Below are 14574 nucleotides of genomic sequence, written 5' to 3'. Positions count from 1 at the left end.
TCTCGGCAATTGCTCCTGCATTGCTCTACCTTCTGCATCCATGCAGTCGTAAATGAGAATTTTTTAACACAGGTAGCGACACGTTTAGCCCCGCAAAATGATTAAGTATTATTGCGGATTGGTATTATTAAATTGTGCCCTCAACTAATGAAGTTAGCCAAATTATAGGCACAAAAAAGCCGTGCTAATAGCACGGCTTTTTTAGCTTAATTAAAAATTAAGCTTCAGCGATTACGATTACTTTGATAGTAGCCGTTACGTCTGAGTGAACTGAAATTGATACGTCAAATTCACCAGTCTCACGGATAGTACCTAGAGGCAAACGAACTTCTGACTTAGCAACTTCAACACCAACAGCTGAGATAGCGTCAGCGATGTCACGAGTACCGATTGAACCGAATAACTTACCTTCGTCACCAGCTTTAGATACTAATGTAACTTCTGCTAATGCTTCTAGTTTTTCAGCGCGTGCTTGTGCAGCAACTAACTGTTCAGCGATTTTCGCTTCAAGTTCTGCACGACGAGCGTCAAACGTTTCAATGTTAGCTTTAGTCGCAGGAACTGCCTTACCTTGCGGGAAAAGGAAGTTACGTGCGAAACCAGATTTAACTACAACCTGTTCACCTAGGCTACCTAGGTTAGCGATCTTATCTAGTAGAATAACTTGCATGTTTCTACACCTTTTAAAAACTGTTAATCCGCTGCTTACTTATGTAAGTCAGTGTATGGAAGAAGGGCTAAGTAGCGAGCACGCTTAATAGCAGTTGCTAGCTGGCGCTGGTATTTAGCGCTAGTACCTGTGATACGGCTAGGTACGATTTTGCCACTTTCTGTAACATAGTTTCTAAGAGTAGCTAGATCTTTGTAATCGATTTGTTGTACGCCTTCCGCTTTAAAGCGGCAGAACTTACGACGTCTGAAATAACGTGCCATGAGATTAATTCCTCAAATAATTCTTTCTATATGCTGAGCATGCAAAACCAATTGGCTAAGGCCGTTACGACCTTCGTGGCGATTTAAAAAACCACTCACTTGCAATGCCTGCCCAACGTGCAAATGTTGAGTCTGTTGTTGCATTTGCTTTCCACTGGCAACTACCTGAAGCCTCACATAACTATTACGGTTAAGGTCTGCTTCGGTTTGCATTGATTTATGTTCTACAACAAAAATACAATGCGGGATGCCAGCAGGGCTTTGGCTAAACTTGGGAGTTTTACAAACTACCCCGGATATAACCAGCTGATTCATATATGGGCTAACCATTATAATAACTGCTGACTACATGCCATGCTAGGACTCAAAACAATTAAGCAGCTGGTGCTTCTTTCTTCTCTTCTCTTGCAAGAGGAGACGCTTCAGTTACAGCATTTTTAGTACGCATAACTAAGTTACGAAGCACTGCATCGTTGTAGCGGAAAGTAGTTTCTAGCTCGCTGATTACTTCAGTAGGTGCTTCAACGTTCATAAGAACATAATGAGCTTTATGAAGCTTGTTGATTGGGTAAGCCAGTTGACGGCGGCCCCAGTCTTCAAGACGGTGGATAGTACCACCAGCTTCAGTGATAGAACCAGTATAACGTTCGATCATACCAGTTACTTGCTCACTCTGATCAGGGTGAACCATGAATACGATTTCGTAATGACGCATGGATATTCCTTACGGTTAATAGAGCCTTCTACCGTTTCGGCCGGTCGGTTTAAGGCAAGGAATTAATAGTTTAAAAGCCGAAATGAGCGCGCATTTTACGCTTAGACGGATAATTAAGCAAGCAGGTTTTTTAAGCTTTTATAGATAAGAGTTTAAAGGCAATTATTACGAGCTTCGCTCATCCCGTTAGCAAGCCGTAGGCCTAAAGGAAAAGCTAAACTCGCAGTTTAATATTTATCATATACGCCAAGCTTGCGTGCGTAAAAAGCGCAGCTTTGAATTACTTAAGTCTAACACCTGCCTCAAAATATAAGTATTTACTCAAACTTAAAGCCGTGCAATTATTAAGCAATACATTATTAAATAAGGATATTTATGAAGCTCTTACTATCGCTTGTATTAATACTTACTTTTAGTACACCATTTTTAAGCCACGCAAAAACCAATACAACTGACATAACCGTTGGTAAAAAAGTCATTCTGCAATCAAAAATACTTAACGAAGACAGACCCATTAAAATTTTCATACCTGACACCGTAAAAGATGACCAACCGCTTTATGTTATTTATTTACTTGATGGTGTTGAGCACTTTCATACGGCGTCTGGGGTTATAAAATCCTTAGTTGATTACGAGCAAATACCTAATGCCATGCTTGTTGGTATTGATACAACTAACCGCGTTCGTGATTACTTACCTAAAGTAGATGGTGAGCCTAAAACTGAGTTTCAAACCTTTGTAAAAAATAAATGGCCTGAAGCGGGGCAAACCGACGAGTTTTTAAAATTTGTGTCTGACGAGCTCATGCCCTACATAAATAGCAATTACTCAACTAACGGCTACAACACCTTAATTGGTCACTCTAATGCAGGTACTTTAGCGCTTTATACTTTAGTTAATCAGCCTGAGTTATTTAATAACTATATAGCTATAAGCCCAAACAGTTGGTGGAGTGATGAAGAATTAAAAAATAATATTATAAAATACACTAAAAATCCTAAAGGCGGTCAATCGCTATTTATTAGTGTAGCAAGTGAAGGGTCACGCTTTTATACAGGTGTATTAAATACTTTAGTAAATTTAGAGCAACAAATGCCAACACAGCTAAAATGGGAATATAAGCATTACCCTACTTTTAGTCATATGGGCACCATACTACCAGCCCTTAGCGATAGCCTAATTCACTTATTTGGCGACCTAATTTTTAGCATTACTGACGAGCATGGAAGATTTGCTGATGTATCGCTTATTACAGGTTACTACCAAGCACTGAGTGATAAGTATGGGTTTGAGCTTAAAATTCCACAAGATGTATATGTAGAATTTGCTCATAGCCAGCAAAAATTTGGTAACACAGCTAAAGCTGTTACCACGCTTAAACACTTTACTACCCATTACCCAAATGCAGCCTATTCTCACATGCGTTTATCGCAAGGCTATACTGAAAATAAGCAGTTCAAAGAGGCCGTCACTAGTATGAAACACGCATTAGAACTTGCTAAGCAAAACTCGCGAGATCCAATGTTAATTGATGCGCTCAAGGATATGGTGAATGAAGCACAAAAGAATTTGTAACTGATTTAACGCAAAGTACTTTTTAGCTAACGATAGTAATTACGAGCTAGGCTCGTCGCGTCAGCAAGCTAAACGCCTACAGGTAAAATTAAGCTCAGTGTTAAACTTTGCATATAGACGCAGAGCTTGCTCGCGTGAAAAGCGCAGCTTTTAATATATTTAAAACCTTCATAAAAAAAACCGATGTTTAAATTAAACATCGGTTTTTTTAATCAAGCTCATCGCTTTACTTTATCCGTTGGGTTTCGCTTCGCTCAACCCAACCTACGTTACTTTCCTATCGCTTCTTTAGCGAACAGGTGTTTTATTGGGCCTAAATTATCAACTAATGATAGCCCTACTCCGCGGATAAGTTTTTTAACCGGGTTTGCACCTTCAAATAACTCTTTTAACCCTTGCATCATGGCTATGTGCTTTTGCGCATCGAGCTTACGGGTACGTTCGTAATCGCGAAGTGTGCGCGTGCTTGCAAACTCCTTACTATCACTTGTGAGTAGCTCAATTAAATAAGCCGCATCTTTTAGGCCTAGATTCATACCAAGCCCTGCAAGTGGATGGATTGTATGTGCAGCGTCGCCAATGAGTACCACTTTGCCTGAAACCCATTGCTGGGCGTAGCGCATTTTAAGTGGGAAAGCTGCGCGCGCACTTTGCACTTCACACAGCCCGCATTGGCCATCTATGGCTGCCATTACGGCTTTATTAAAGCTGCTGTCGTCCATTGCAAGCAGCTCATCGCAGTGGTTTGGGCTAGTAGACCATACTATTGAATGGGTATTTGCATCGCTCAGAGGTAAAAATGCCAGCGGCCCGGTTGGTAAAAACACTTGGCGTGCGGTGTTTTCGTGCGGCTCTTTGGTTTTTACGGTTGCGACTAGCGCATGGTGATCGTAATCTTTAAAGCTAAGTGCCATATTAAATTGTTTGCGAATAGCTGAGTTTGCCCCATCAGCGGCCACCAGCAGTTTTGCAATAATTGGCTCGCCACTTTTAAGCGTTATAAATACATCTGATTCGCTTTGATGTATTTGCTGATACTGCGTATCAAACATTAGTGTTGCGCTGCTTTGTTGCTCTAGCTCTTTTATAAGCGCGTAGCGGATAATGTCGTTTTCAACAATATGGCCTAAATGCTCAAGCTCAAGTTGTTTGTTATCAAACGCTATTTTGCCAAAACTGTCGGCATCACGTACATCCATATGCGTATAAGCGCACGCTCGCTGTGCGATAATTTCGGGCCATACATTTAATTGCTCAAGCAAGGTTTGACTTGCAATGCTTAGCGCGCTTACGCGCAAACCATATTCGTCAGTTGGCAACGCTTGTGTTGGTGCGCCGTCGAGTACAACTACGCTTATATCGGCTTTTGCCAATCCAAGTGCCAGTGTTAGCCCTACACAGCCACCACCTACAATACAAACCTGTGCTTGCTTCATAAACGCCTACCTTGTTTAACTTGCCCCATTAACTGTTTGGCTAATGGCGCTTTTAATGCGGGAAATAAATCCATCGAAAACAACCCAATACTGCGCCCCAATGCAAGCACTCGCGATGAGTTTGAAAAAAGCCTAACAAGTGCATCGGTTAAGCTCATTACGGTTTTTATATCATCACTGCGCTTTTTAGAATATTCACGTGTAAACGCATAGCTGCCTAAACCGTGTTGGCTGTTTGCTATTAAATTACTTAGTACTTGCACGTCGCGAAGGCCTAAATTAAAACCTTGCCCTGCAATAGGATGAATAGCATGTGCGGCATTACCAATAACCACTGTACGGTGCGCAGTCAAAGACTCGACTTGCCCGTAAACGAGCGGGTAACTCGTGCGCATGCCTACTTTAGTAAATTGACCACCGCGATAACCAAACGCACTTTGTAGGGCACTTATAAAGTCTTGTTCATTAAGTGCCATGTGCTGTTCAACCTGATCTTGGCTCATACACCACACCAACGAATAACGCTTATTGCTCATGGGTAATAACGCCATAGGCCCGCTTTGTGTAAAACGCTCAAAGGCATGATTATTATGCCCACCAGCCACTTCTACATTGGCAATAATTGCGCCTTGTTCATAAGGCTGGGTATTAAAGCCAAGCTCAAGTAAATTACGTGTGGGTGATTGTGCACCATCAGCAATAACCAATAGCGCTGCGCTTAATTGCTCGCCGCTTTGCAGGGTAAGTGTATTGCTATGCAGGGTTTGCTCAATGGCAATTACGCTATCGGGGCACAAAAGCGTAATATTTGATTGCGTTAAACGCAGGTGGAGCGCTCGGCCAAAAGGGTTAACTTCTACTACGTAACCAAGTGAAGGTTTAGCAAATTCGTCGCAATTAATGTGCGCTTTGCCAAAGTGGCCTCTATCAGACACGCTCACTTTTTTGATTGCGGCGGTGTAAGGGGCATTTTGTTCAAATAAATTGAGGCTTTGTAAATACTCTACCGATTGCTGAGCAAGTGCAATGCTTCTGTCGTCAAAGCTTGGGTGGTAGTCGCCGGTAACTTGATTAGCTTCTACAACGGCAATATTTAACGCGGGATTAGTTTTAGCCACACTTAACGCGCAGCTTGCTCCCGCTAAACCACCGCCAATAACAACTACATCAAACTGCTTAGCCACTTTACTCTCCGAGCTTTATACGTTTTTAGCACTTAGCATAAGTGCTTCTATATCGCTAATTTTTTTAGGCACGCTTAGGGTCAAGTTTTCATGGCCTGTTTCGGTAACTAGCAAGTTATCTTCAATACGAATACCAATGCCTTTGTATTTTTGCGGTGCGCTTGAGTCTTCGCTGATATAAAGCCCAGGCTCTATGGTGAGTACCATACCGGGCTCAAATGCACGCTCAACGTTATTTACTTTGTAATCGCCAACATCATGTACATCTAAACCAAGCCAATGCCCAAGCCCGTGCATGTAATATTCTTTACATGCCCCTTTTGCCATTAGCTCATCAAAGTCGCCGGTTAAAATACCTAAATCAAGTAAACCTTGGGTCATTACTTCCATTGCTAGTTTATTAGCATGCGACATGTAACCACCTGGTTTTACTTCATCAAAAGCAACTTCTTGCGCTTTAAGTACAATATTGTAAAGCGCGGCTTGCTCTTCGCTAAATTGTCCATTTACTGGAAAAGTACGGGTAATATCGGCGGCGTAACCTTGTAGTTCACAACCGGAATCTATAAGTACCAGGTCGCCATTTTTTAATACGTCGCTATTTTGCGTGTAATGTAAAATATTGGCGTTGTCGCCACTACCAACAATTGTGCCGTACGCCGGGTGCGGCGCACCATTCATGGCATAATGATGATGCAGCTCAGCCTCTAGCTGAAATTCAGTAGCTCCGGGGTGTGAAAAACGCATAGCGCGCATATGCCCTCGCGCACTAATTTCACAGCCTTCTCGCATAACATTTACTTCGCTTGGCGATTTAAACAAACGCATTTCATGAATAAGGCCGCGTATTTCTTTTAAAGTACTCGGTGCTTTGAGGCCTTTTCGCGCACCACTTCTAAGTGTACCTAGTAACGTAAACACTTTGGTATCAAATGAAGGATAAGCACCTTGTGCAAAATAAATCGCATCTTTTTCATTTAGTATATCGAGTAGCTTATCGTTTAATTCACTTAACGGGTAAGCTTCATCAAACAAGTAGTCACTTTTAGCTTTATCAAAGCCAACTCTGCGGCCATGCCAAATTTCTGCAAGCTTGTCTTTATCTAGGCAAAATAAAGTACTGGGTGCATCGCTGTTGTTACATAGTACAAGTACAGCGTCGGGTTCGTTAAAGCCTGTTAAATAGAAAAAGTCGCTATCTTGTCTAAATGCATATTCGGTATCGCGGCTACGCGTCACTTCGCTCGCAGCGGGAATAATAGCAACGCTATTTTTATCCATTTGCGCAAGTAAACGCTCACGGCGTGCTTTAAATTCTGACTTTTGTACTTCAACCATTATTAACCAACCCGTTTAACTTTTTAAACTAATGAAGTGTTTTTTTAGTACTTTGCGTGTTTTGCTCTTTACCAAGCTCTGCAAAACAAAGTAGTGCTGATACGCGCACATATTCAATCACTTCGTGCAGCGCTTGGCTGTCTTCTTCGGTTTCTTCAAAAGTGGTATCTAGGCGAGTGATTTCGCTAAAGTCAGTAATAACCTCTTTAACATCGCTTGATAACTTACCGTAATCTTTTTGCTTTAAGCCAAAACCAAGCATAAACCCTGCTACCCATGATACGAGGCCATTAGCCTGATCGATGAGTGTTTCGTCATCGTTTGGTAAAAATAAATCAAACTGAAATTCGTCATCATTAAAGCTCGCAACTACTTGCTTATAAATAGTGCCAAAAAACTGCTTTAAATCGTTACTAAATGATTCACCATCGTTAAACACATCGCTCAAAAGGCCTAAGTATTCTTTGTCGTCAATGGTTAAACCACACGCAAGTAAACCACTAATTACACCATGCGCTTCGGCAGGTGATACAAATATTTCGTTTTTTTCTAAAAGCAGTTGAGCTTTTTCGTAATCGGGTAAATCGTTCATAATCGAATCTTCGCTTTGCAAGTTAAGGCAATGCTACCACTCGATAAAAAGCAACTCCAATTAATTGTATGATCAAGCTCAAAAACCATGCGATAAAGTAAATGACGAGTTAAAGGTGCGGGAAAACTAAGCGAACGGTTTAATTTTTTACGTTTAGGGTTTAAGGATTGGATTATGTCTTATATACTTAAATTGTTCCCTGGGGTACCGGAGCTTGGTTAAGTCCCTGAGCCGATAAATTTTATACTAGGATTTCTGTTCGTCTACTATTGTGCAAGCTCGGCATGTACCGAGAAGCCTACGGTAAACCGCAGATTTCCGCCCTGAAACCTTCTGGTTTCAGGACTGAAACCGGGTACCGTATCTTGGGGAACACCTTCTTATTTTTATACTCCCTCTTATTACTTATTCATTTTTTTGCTATACCTTCGTACATTATTTTTATAATTTTTGGCAAAAAAAAGCTGCAAGCAATTTCTTACTTACAGCTAAATTTTAAATGCTTACGCTTATTTACTTAAACCAACCTTGAAAGCGCTCCATCATCATGTAGTTTATTGGCACTAACAATAAAGTAATAAAGGTCGCAAAAATAATCCCAAACCCTAAACTTACCGCCATAGGTATTAAAAACTGCGCCTGAGTCGCTTTTTCAAATAATAACGGCATTAAGCCAATAAAGGTCGTTAAACTTGTTAGCATTACAGGGCGAAAACGCGATGCACCGGCAAGTTTAACTGCATCTAGTAATTTGCCGCCTTCACTGCGCTTTTTATTGATAAAATCAACTAGTACAAGGGAGTCATTTACTACCACCCCAGTTAGGGCGAGCATACCAAGCAAGCTCATAATGGTTAAATCCATGCCCATAATCCAATGCCCGACTACAGCACCTATCATGCCAAATGGAATTACACTCATTACTATAATTGGCTGTAAGTAAGACTTAAGCGGTATCGCTAATAGCGCATAAATTATGAAAAATACAAACACAAGTGCCCAAGCCAATGAGCCAAACGACTCTCGCTGCTCTTTAGCCTCACCTTCTAGTTTGTAATCTACTCCAGGATATTGCTGCATTAACTCATCTAAATACTCCGTTAGGTCAGCCTGAAGTATGGTCATGTTGGTGTTATTTTTTTCGATATCCGCTGTAACATTTAAAGTACGGTAGCGGTCTATTCGGTTAATAGTTGACGGGCTTTGCCCTGCGGTAAGGGTTGCAACATGCGATAACGGCACCGAACCACCAGTAGGTGTATTGATGAGTATATTTTGTAAATCGGCAACTGAGCGGCGCTCGTCTATAGGCAAGCGAACCATTACACGTACATCATCACGGCCGCGCTGAATACGTTGGACTTGCGAGCCAAAGAACGAGTTACGCACTTGACCTGCAACATTAACTCTATTTAAGCCCAGCGCTAAGCCTTGCTGCTTAAGCTCTATTTGTAACTCTTCTTTACCATCAGACATGCTATCTGCAATATCAAATACCGTTGGGTAGGTCGATAAACGGGTTTTAATGTGATCAGCCACGTCTTGTAAAATAGTCAACGAAGTCCCGCTAAGCTGAACATCAATTGGGTCAGAACTTCGGCCAATTTCAGCTCTAAACGTTAAGCTTTCAGCGCCTGGAATGACACCAATTAAATCGCGCCATTCGCTGGCAAGCTCTCTTGATCCTATGTCTGATTCACGCTTTTCAGCCGGTGTTATTTCAAAGCGTACAGAACCTGAATTAGATACACCACCGCGCCCGCCTGTTGTGGCTAATATATTTAAAATAACGCTTTCACCTGTATCTGGGTCGCGGTATTTTTCTTGTAATTGCTGCGCCTTTTGCGACATATCAATTACGTATTTATTAGTGACTTCAAACGGCGTACCTGTTGGTAGTGTTAAGTTAACGCGGACTGTTTCGCTTGGTATACGCGGGAAAAATACAAACTTAGTCCAACCACTAGTGATCATGGTTAAAATTATTATAAACACACCAACAAACAAACTTACCGAAGCCAATTTATGGCGCAGTGCTAAATTTAAAGTGGGTTGGTAATATTTTAAAATCGCGTTTTCAAATCCATCTGCAAAACGCTGTTGAATAACATCAAACTTTGAAGGTTCGCCTTTTTCGTGGCGTAGTTTTATATATTTTAAATGTGCGGGTAGTACAAATTTAGATTCAATCAATGAAAACAACAATACCGGAATAACCACTACCGGTATTTGTGCAAACAAAGCACCGCGCGCCCCTTCAATAAAGGCCAAAGGTAAAAAGGCGGCAACGGTAGTTAATACACCAAATGTTACTGGTGTTGCGACTTCTTGAGTACCTAAAATTGCAGCTTGCTCGCCCGACTTAGCTGTTTTTAAATGGGTATAGACATTTTCGCCAGTAACTATGGCGTCATCAACAACAATCCCAAGTACTAATATAAAGCCAAATAAGCTCATAATATTAAGGGTTACGCCAAATATAGGCATCGCTATAAACGCGCCCATAAACGAAACCGGAATACCAATAAATACCCAAAATGCAATTGCAGGTCGTAAAAACAAAGTAAGTAAAGCAAGTACTAAAATACCGCCTTGTAGGGCATTGGTCGTTAGTGTGGCAATTCGACTTTTAACCAGCTCCGAATCATCATCCCAGTAACTTAGTTCAAATCCTTGTGGAAGGGAGCTTTGTTGCTCTTTTATGTAATTTTTAACTTCGTCAGCAACAGTAATCGCACTTTGCGGACCAATTCTATATACGTCGATAAATGCAGCCTGCTTACCATTAAAACGAGTACGCACTGGGGTTTCTTCAAAATCGTCTTTAATTATTGCAATATCGCCTAAACGAATAATCGTGCCGTCAGCTTGGTTTTTAACAACAATATTGGCAAATTCATCTTTACGATATGCTTGCCCTTTAGAGCTTATAAGTACGTCCCCACCTTCAGTTTTTAAGTTACCAGCAGAAATATCAGAGCTTGAATTAGCAATGGCACTCGATATTTGTGCCAAACTTAAATCGTACTGGCGAAGAACGTCTTGGCTTACTTCAATGGCAATTTCGTAATCACGAACACCACTTAGCTCTACCTGCGTCACATTTGGTAAACGTAGAATTTGATCGCGTACTGTTTCTGCGTATTCACGGGTTTCTTTTTCGCCGTAATCACTTGATACGGTAACCGCGATAACTTCGCGAATTCGCTCCGCAAGCGCGACTATTGGCTTTTCAGCATCGGCTGGAAAGGTGTTAATTGCATCTACACGACTTTTAATATCGGCTAAAAGCTCACGCGGGTCGTAGCCCGTTTCAACTTCAATTGTTACAGAGCCTGAGCCTTCAGAAGAGCGGCTAAATATTTGCTTAATACCTTCTAAATCTTGTACGGCTTCTTCTATACGAATTGTTACGCCTTGCTCTACATCCTCTGGTGTTGAGCCGCGCAAACTTACGTTCACGCTTATCATGTCGGTTTCGAATGAAGGGAATACTTCAAGCGGTATTTTAGTCGATAAACTAAAAAGCCCCGACAGCAGCAACGTTACTAGCAATAAGTTAGCAGCAACATGGTTTTTGGCAAACCAAGCTATCATGGCTTATCTCCTTGCTTTGCTGGACGGCGTTTTTTTAACTCTTCAACACTAATACCAAGCTCTTTTGCTTTTTGTTCAAGCTGCTCTGGAGTCAGACGCTTTCCTTTACCTTGCCCATTCACTCCACGGCTTTTAGGTTGATCTGCGCTTTGTTCACCTAAAATACTTACTTGAGTTCCTGAACTTACTTGGCCAAGTGGAGTAATAACAAGCTTATCATTTGCGTTTAAACCGGTTTTTATCATCGCCTGAGTCGCATTTTGCCAAGCTAGTGTGATGTCTTTGCGCTTAAGTACGCCACCTTCAACAATGTAAACGTACGTTCCTTGATAAATTGTACTGTTAGGAATTATAAGTGCGTTAGATACTGTTCTGCCGGTAATTTGCGCTTTTATATACTGCCCAATTTTTATTGGGTACTGGTTATTTGCTGTTGCTTTATACGGGTCATTAATTTTAGCAACTACATAAAGCTGCTGTGCGCCTTCATCTATAGCACCTTCTGTGCGTGCTAATTGACCTTGCCACGTTTGCTCACCTACTAAGTCAGAAGTAAATTTAACAATTGAACCCGCTTGGTTTTTAGCACCATCGCGATACTGCTCTGGTAAATTTACAAATGGGAGATCTTTATTTTTAATTGGTAAGCGAATCTCAACGCTATCGATTGCGTAAATGGTTGCTAACTGTGTGTTGTTAGTAACAACTTGCCCTAAATCAACACTGCGGCTAAGTATACGCCCCGCATATGGCGCCGTTACTTTAGTGCGCTCTAAATCAAGCATCGCTTTTTCAAGTGCTGCCTGAGCCGATAAAACCTCAGCTTCAGCGGCTGCTAGTTGTGGCTCACGTAGTACTAAGCTGCTTGCCTGATTTGAGCCGCCAAGGCGCTTCCAATCGGTAATGGCTTGTTGCCCACGCGCCTTCTCTTCTAGCAAACCTTGCTCTGCGGTTAATAAATTGGCTTGAGCAGATTTAACTTCAGCCTGATGATCTCTGTCGTCTAGTTTTAAAAGTACATCGCCTTTTTCAAAAAAACCGCCTTCTCTAAAGTCATCACTTACTTCAATTATTTGCCCAGATGCCTGAGCCACTAACAAACTTTGTGTACGTGGTTTTACCGTACCGTAGCTGTCTATCATAACTTGATAATTTTGTGGTTTTAGCTCAAGCGCAGCCACACTTATTGATGCCTTCGGAGGTGTCCCAAAGCGTTTAGCCTCTGGTGGATTCCCCTTAATAAACATAACAATTAAAATTGTGGCAACAATAACCACCGCTGGAATAATAATTTTTGCTGTTTTAGTTTTCATCATTATTGCTCTTTAGTTCACTTGAGGGCTTTGCAAAATCACCACCAAGGGCAATGTGTAGGTTAATTCTATTGGCTATTAATTGGTTTTTAATATCGATTAAGGAGCTTTGCGCGTCGAAAGAGCGATCTTGGGCATCAAGCACAGTTGTGTAAGTTACCAAGCCACTTTGATACTGCTCAAACGACAATTGCTCTGCAGCAAGTGCGTTTTCTTGCGCTTCAAGAGTACTGCTGTATTGCGCTTTAAGGGACTGCTGCTGCGAAATTGCATTTTCAACATCACCAAATGCGTCATAAAGCGTTTGCAAATAAAGCTGCTCTTGCTTTTGAGTATTAAGACGCGCTATTTCTTCGTTGGCTTTTAAGCGCCCACCTTCAAAAAGTGGCGCTGAAATACTACCTAACAAAGACCATGCAAGGCTTGATGGAGAAAACAAGTCGCTTACTCTGTCGGTGCTATCGCTTAATGAAGCAGTTAAATCTAAACTTGGAAAGCGTTGTTTGTGCGCATATGCCAATGATGCGTCGGCTGCTAAAAGCTCATACCAACTTGCACGTAGAGTAGGTTTTCGCGTTATAAGTTCAGAAGGCAATCCTAGAGGAATATCGGTATTAATAACAGGTAAGTCACTACTAGCAGTAATAGCGCCTTTTGGGTATTCACCAAGTAAACGCTCAAGTACACGTGCTGATGCCGATAAACTCGCTGTTTGAGTGGCAATGCGAGAGCGTTCATTATTAAGCTCATTACGCGCTAAATACACATCGAGCGCTTCGTTTATGCCTTGGCGATAGCCAGCTTCAATAATATCGAGATTTTGTTGTGAGTTGGCTTCGCGACGCTTAAATAAATCCAGTAATTGCTGCGCCGTAACCACATCAAACCAACCTGTTACTACATCAGCAACAAGTTGCTGTTTAGCTTGCTCAAACCGTGCCTGCTGAGCTAAATAGTTAAGATTAGCTTCGCGCTTGGCGTCAGAGAGCTTACCCCATAAATCAACCTCGTAAGTTAAGTTTAAACTAGCTGAGCTTGCGTTGTCGTAACTTACAGGACGGTTGTCTTTACTACGGCTTGTACGTGTTGATAAATCAAGGCTTGGCCAAAGTGCAGCGCCCGAGACTATAAGTTGCTGCTTTTGAATTTCAACATCATAACTCGTTTGCAAAAGCTGTTGGTTATTTTTAAGTGCTTGTTGTACAAATTTATTAAGCGTAGGATTTTGTAATTGTGTAAGCCATTGCTCTTGTACTTTTAATACTGAGCTTGATGCTTCTTGCTGCCATTGCTGAGGCATATTATTAGGGACTTGCATGCGCTGAGACGAGTTTAAATCACTCGCACAGCCGCTGAGCAGCATCACACTAATTGCCAGTAGGGTTGGCTTGCATTGCCAGATCATAATTAAACCTAAATTACTGCTATTTATGAACGTAATTCAAGCACTTTGGCAAATTTTGCTCAACTTACTTTACATAACATTACATAGCTAGCGATGAATTAACATAATAGCCAGTTATACGGTAAAAATGAGTAAATGATCAGCAATTTTTAATACTAAAATTAACTTTTTGTAATGTGTTTAAGAGATTAACTATACAAAAACAAAAAAGCCCCGCTATAAGCGAGGCTTTTAAATAAATGGTGCCGACTAACGAAGTCGAACGGATAACTTATACAGACTACTGATTACAAGTCAGTTGCTTTAAGTTACCTAAAATCAATGGTGCCGACTAACCGAGTCGAACGGATAACTTATACAGACTACTGATTACAAGTCAGTTGCTTCAAGTTACCTAAAATAAATGGTGCCGACTAACCGAGTCGAACGGATAACTTATACAGACTACTGATTACAAGTCAGTTGCTTCAAGTTACCTAAAATAAA

12 protein-coding genes and 1 other RNA gene are annotated in these 14574 nt (G+C 41.3%); 2 read left to right on the top strand and 11 right to left on the bottom strand.

Annotation, left to right across the window (positions count from 1 at the left end):
* Nucleotides 1-217: 217 nt before the first annotated feature.
* The 4 genes from rplI to rpsF are packed head-to-tail and all read right to left on the bottom strand — an operon-like array spanning nt 218 to nt 1648.
* Nucleotides 218-670 carry a 50S ribosomal protein L9 gene (rplI, locus tag H5159_RS09625; protein WP_002962755.1) on the bottom strand — a complete coding sequence of 151 codons (453 nt, stop codon included), beginning with the start codon at nt 668-670 and terminating at the stop codon, nt 218-220.
* A 35-nt stretch (nt 671-705) separates the two neighbouring features.
* Nucleotides 706-933, bottom strand: a complete 228-nt coding sequence (gene rpsR / locus H5159_RS09620; protein WP_002962753.1) for a 30S ribosomal protein S18 — start codon at nt 931-933, stop codon at nt 706-708.
* Nucleotides 934-945: 12 nt separating this feature from the next.
* Nucleotides 946-1263 carry a primosomal replication protein N gene (gene priB / locus H5159_RS09615; RefSeq protein WP_004588456.1) on the bottom strand — a complete coding sequence of 106 codons (318 nt, stop codon included), beginning with the start codon at nt 1261-1263 and terminating at the stop codon, nt 946-948.
* 43 nt (nt 1264-1306) lie between these two features.
* Nucleotides 1307-1648: a 30S ribosomal protein S6 gene (gene rpsF / locus H5159_RS09610; RefSeq protein ID WP_002962750.1), complete on the bottom strand. Its 342-nt coding sequence runs from the start codon at nt 1646-1648 to the stop codon at nt 1307-1309.
* A 375-nt stretch (nt 1649-2023) separates the two neighbouring features.
* On the opposite strand from rpsF, the gene H5159_RS09605 reads away from it, so the two are divergent.
* Nucleotides 2024-3223: an alpha/beta hydrolase-fold protein gene (locus H5159_RS09605; protein WP_182780207.1), complete on the top strand. Its 1200-nt coding sequence runs from the start codon at nt 2024-2026 to the stop codon at nt 3221-3223.
* 269 nt (nt 3224-3492) lie between these two features.
* On the opposite strand, the gene H5159_RS09600 is transcribed toward H5159_RS09605, so the two are convergent.
* The 4 genes from H5159_RS09600 to H5159_RS09585 are packed head-to-tail and all read right to left on the bottom strand — an operon-like array spanning nt 3493 to nt 7773.
* Entirely contained in the window at nt 3493-4659 is a 1167-nt protein-coding gene (locus tag H5159_RS09600; protein WP_182780206.1) for an FAD-dependent monooxygenase, read from the bottom strand.
* On the bottom strand, nt 4656-5843 hold the full coding sequence (gene ubiH, locus H5159_RS09595; RefSeq protein ID WP_182738649.1) for a 2-octaprenyl-6-methoxyphenyl hydroxylase: 1188 nt from the start codon (nt 5841-5843) through the stop codon (nt 4656-4658). The genes H5159_RS09600 and ubiH overlap by 4 nt, the downstream gene beginning before the upstream one ends.
* Nucleotides 5844-5858: 15 nt before the next feature.
* On the bottom strand, nt 5859-7181 hold the full coding sequence (gene pepP, locus H5159_RS09590) for a Xaa-Pro aminopeptidase (protein WP_182780205.1): 1323 nt from the start codon (nt 7179-7181) through the stop codon (nt 5859-5861).
* A gap of 28 nt (nt 7182-7209) precedes the next feature.
* On the bottom strand, nt 7210-7773 hold the full coding sequence (locus tag H5159_RS09585) for a UPF0149 family protein (protein WP_002962745.1): 564 nt from the start codon (nt 7771-7773) through the stop codon (nt 7210-7212).
* Between the two features lie 193 nt (nt 7774-7966).
* Here H5159_RS09585 and ssrS point away from each other — a divergent pair.
* Nucleotides 7967-8149: non-coding RNA, 6S RNA (gene ssrS / locus H5159_RS09580), on the top strand.
* A 137-nt stretch (nt 8150-8286) separates the two neighbouring features.
* Here the strand turns inward: ssrS and H5159_RS09575 are convergent.
* The 3 genes from H5159_RS09575 to H5159_RS09565 are packed head-to-tail and all read right to left on the bottom strand — an operon-like array spanning nt 8287 to nt 14088.
* Nucleotides 8287-11370 carry an efflux RND transporter permease subunit gene (locus tag H5159_RS09575; RefSeq protein ID WP_182780204.1) on the bottom strand — a complete coding sequence of 1028 codons (3084 nt, stop codon included), beginning with the start codon at nt 11368-11370 and terminating at the stop codon, nt 8287-8289.
* A complete protein-coding gene (locus H5159_RS09570) occupies nt 11367-12683 on the bottom strand; it encodes an efflux RND transporter periplasmic adaptor subunit (protein WP_182711835.1) in 1317 nt (438 codons plus the stop codon). Before H5159_RS09570 ends, H5159_RS09575 begins: the two co-directional genes overlap by 4 nt.
* On the bottom strand, nt 12673-14088 hold the full coding sequence (locus H5159_RS09565) for a TolC family protein (protein WP_182780203.1): 1416 nt from the start codon (nt 14086-14088) through the stop codon (nt 12673-12675). The genes H5159_RS09570 and H5159_RS09565 overlap by 11 nt, the downstream gene beginning before the upstream one ends.
* Between the last annotated feature and the right edge of the window lie 486 nt (nt 14089-14574).

The organism is Pseudoalteromonas sp. SG43-1 (assembly GCF_014164415.1).
Lineage (GTDB): Bacteria > Pseudomonadota > Gammaproteobacteria > Enterobacterales > Alteromonadaceae > Pseudoalteromonas > Pseudoalteromonas distincta.
This window is presented reverse-complemented; position numbering and strand designations above follow the sequence as displayed.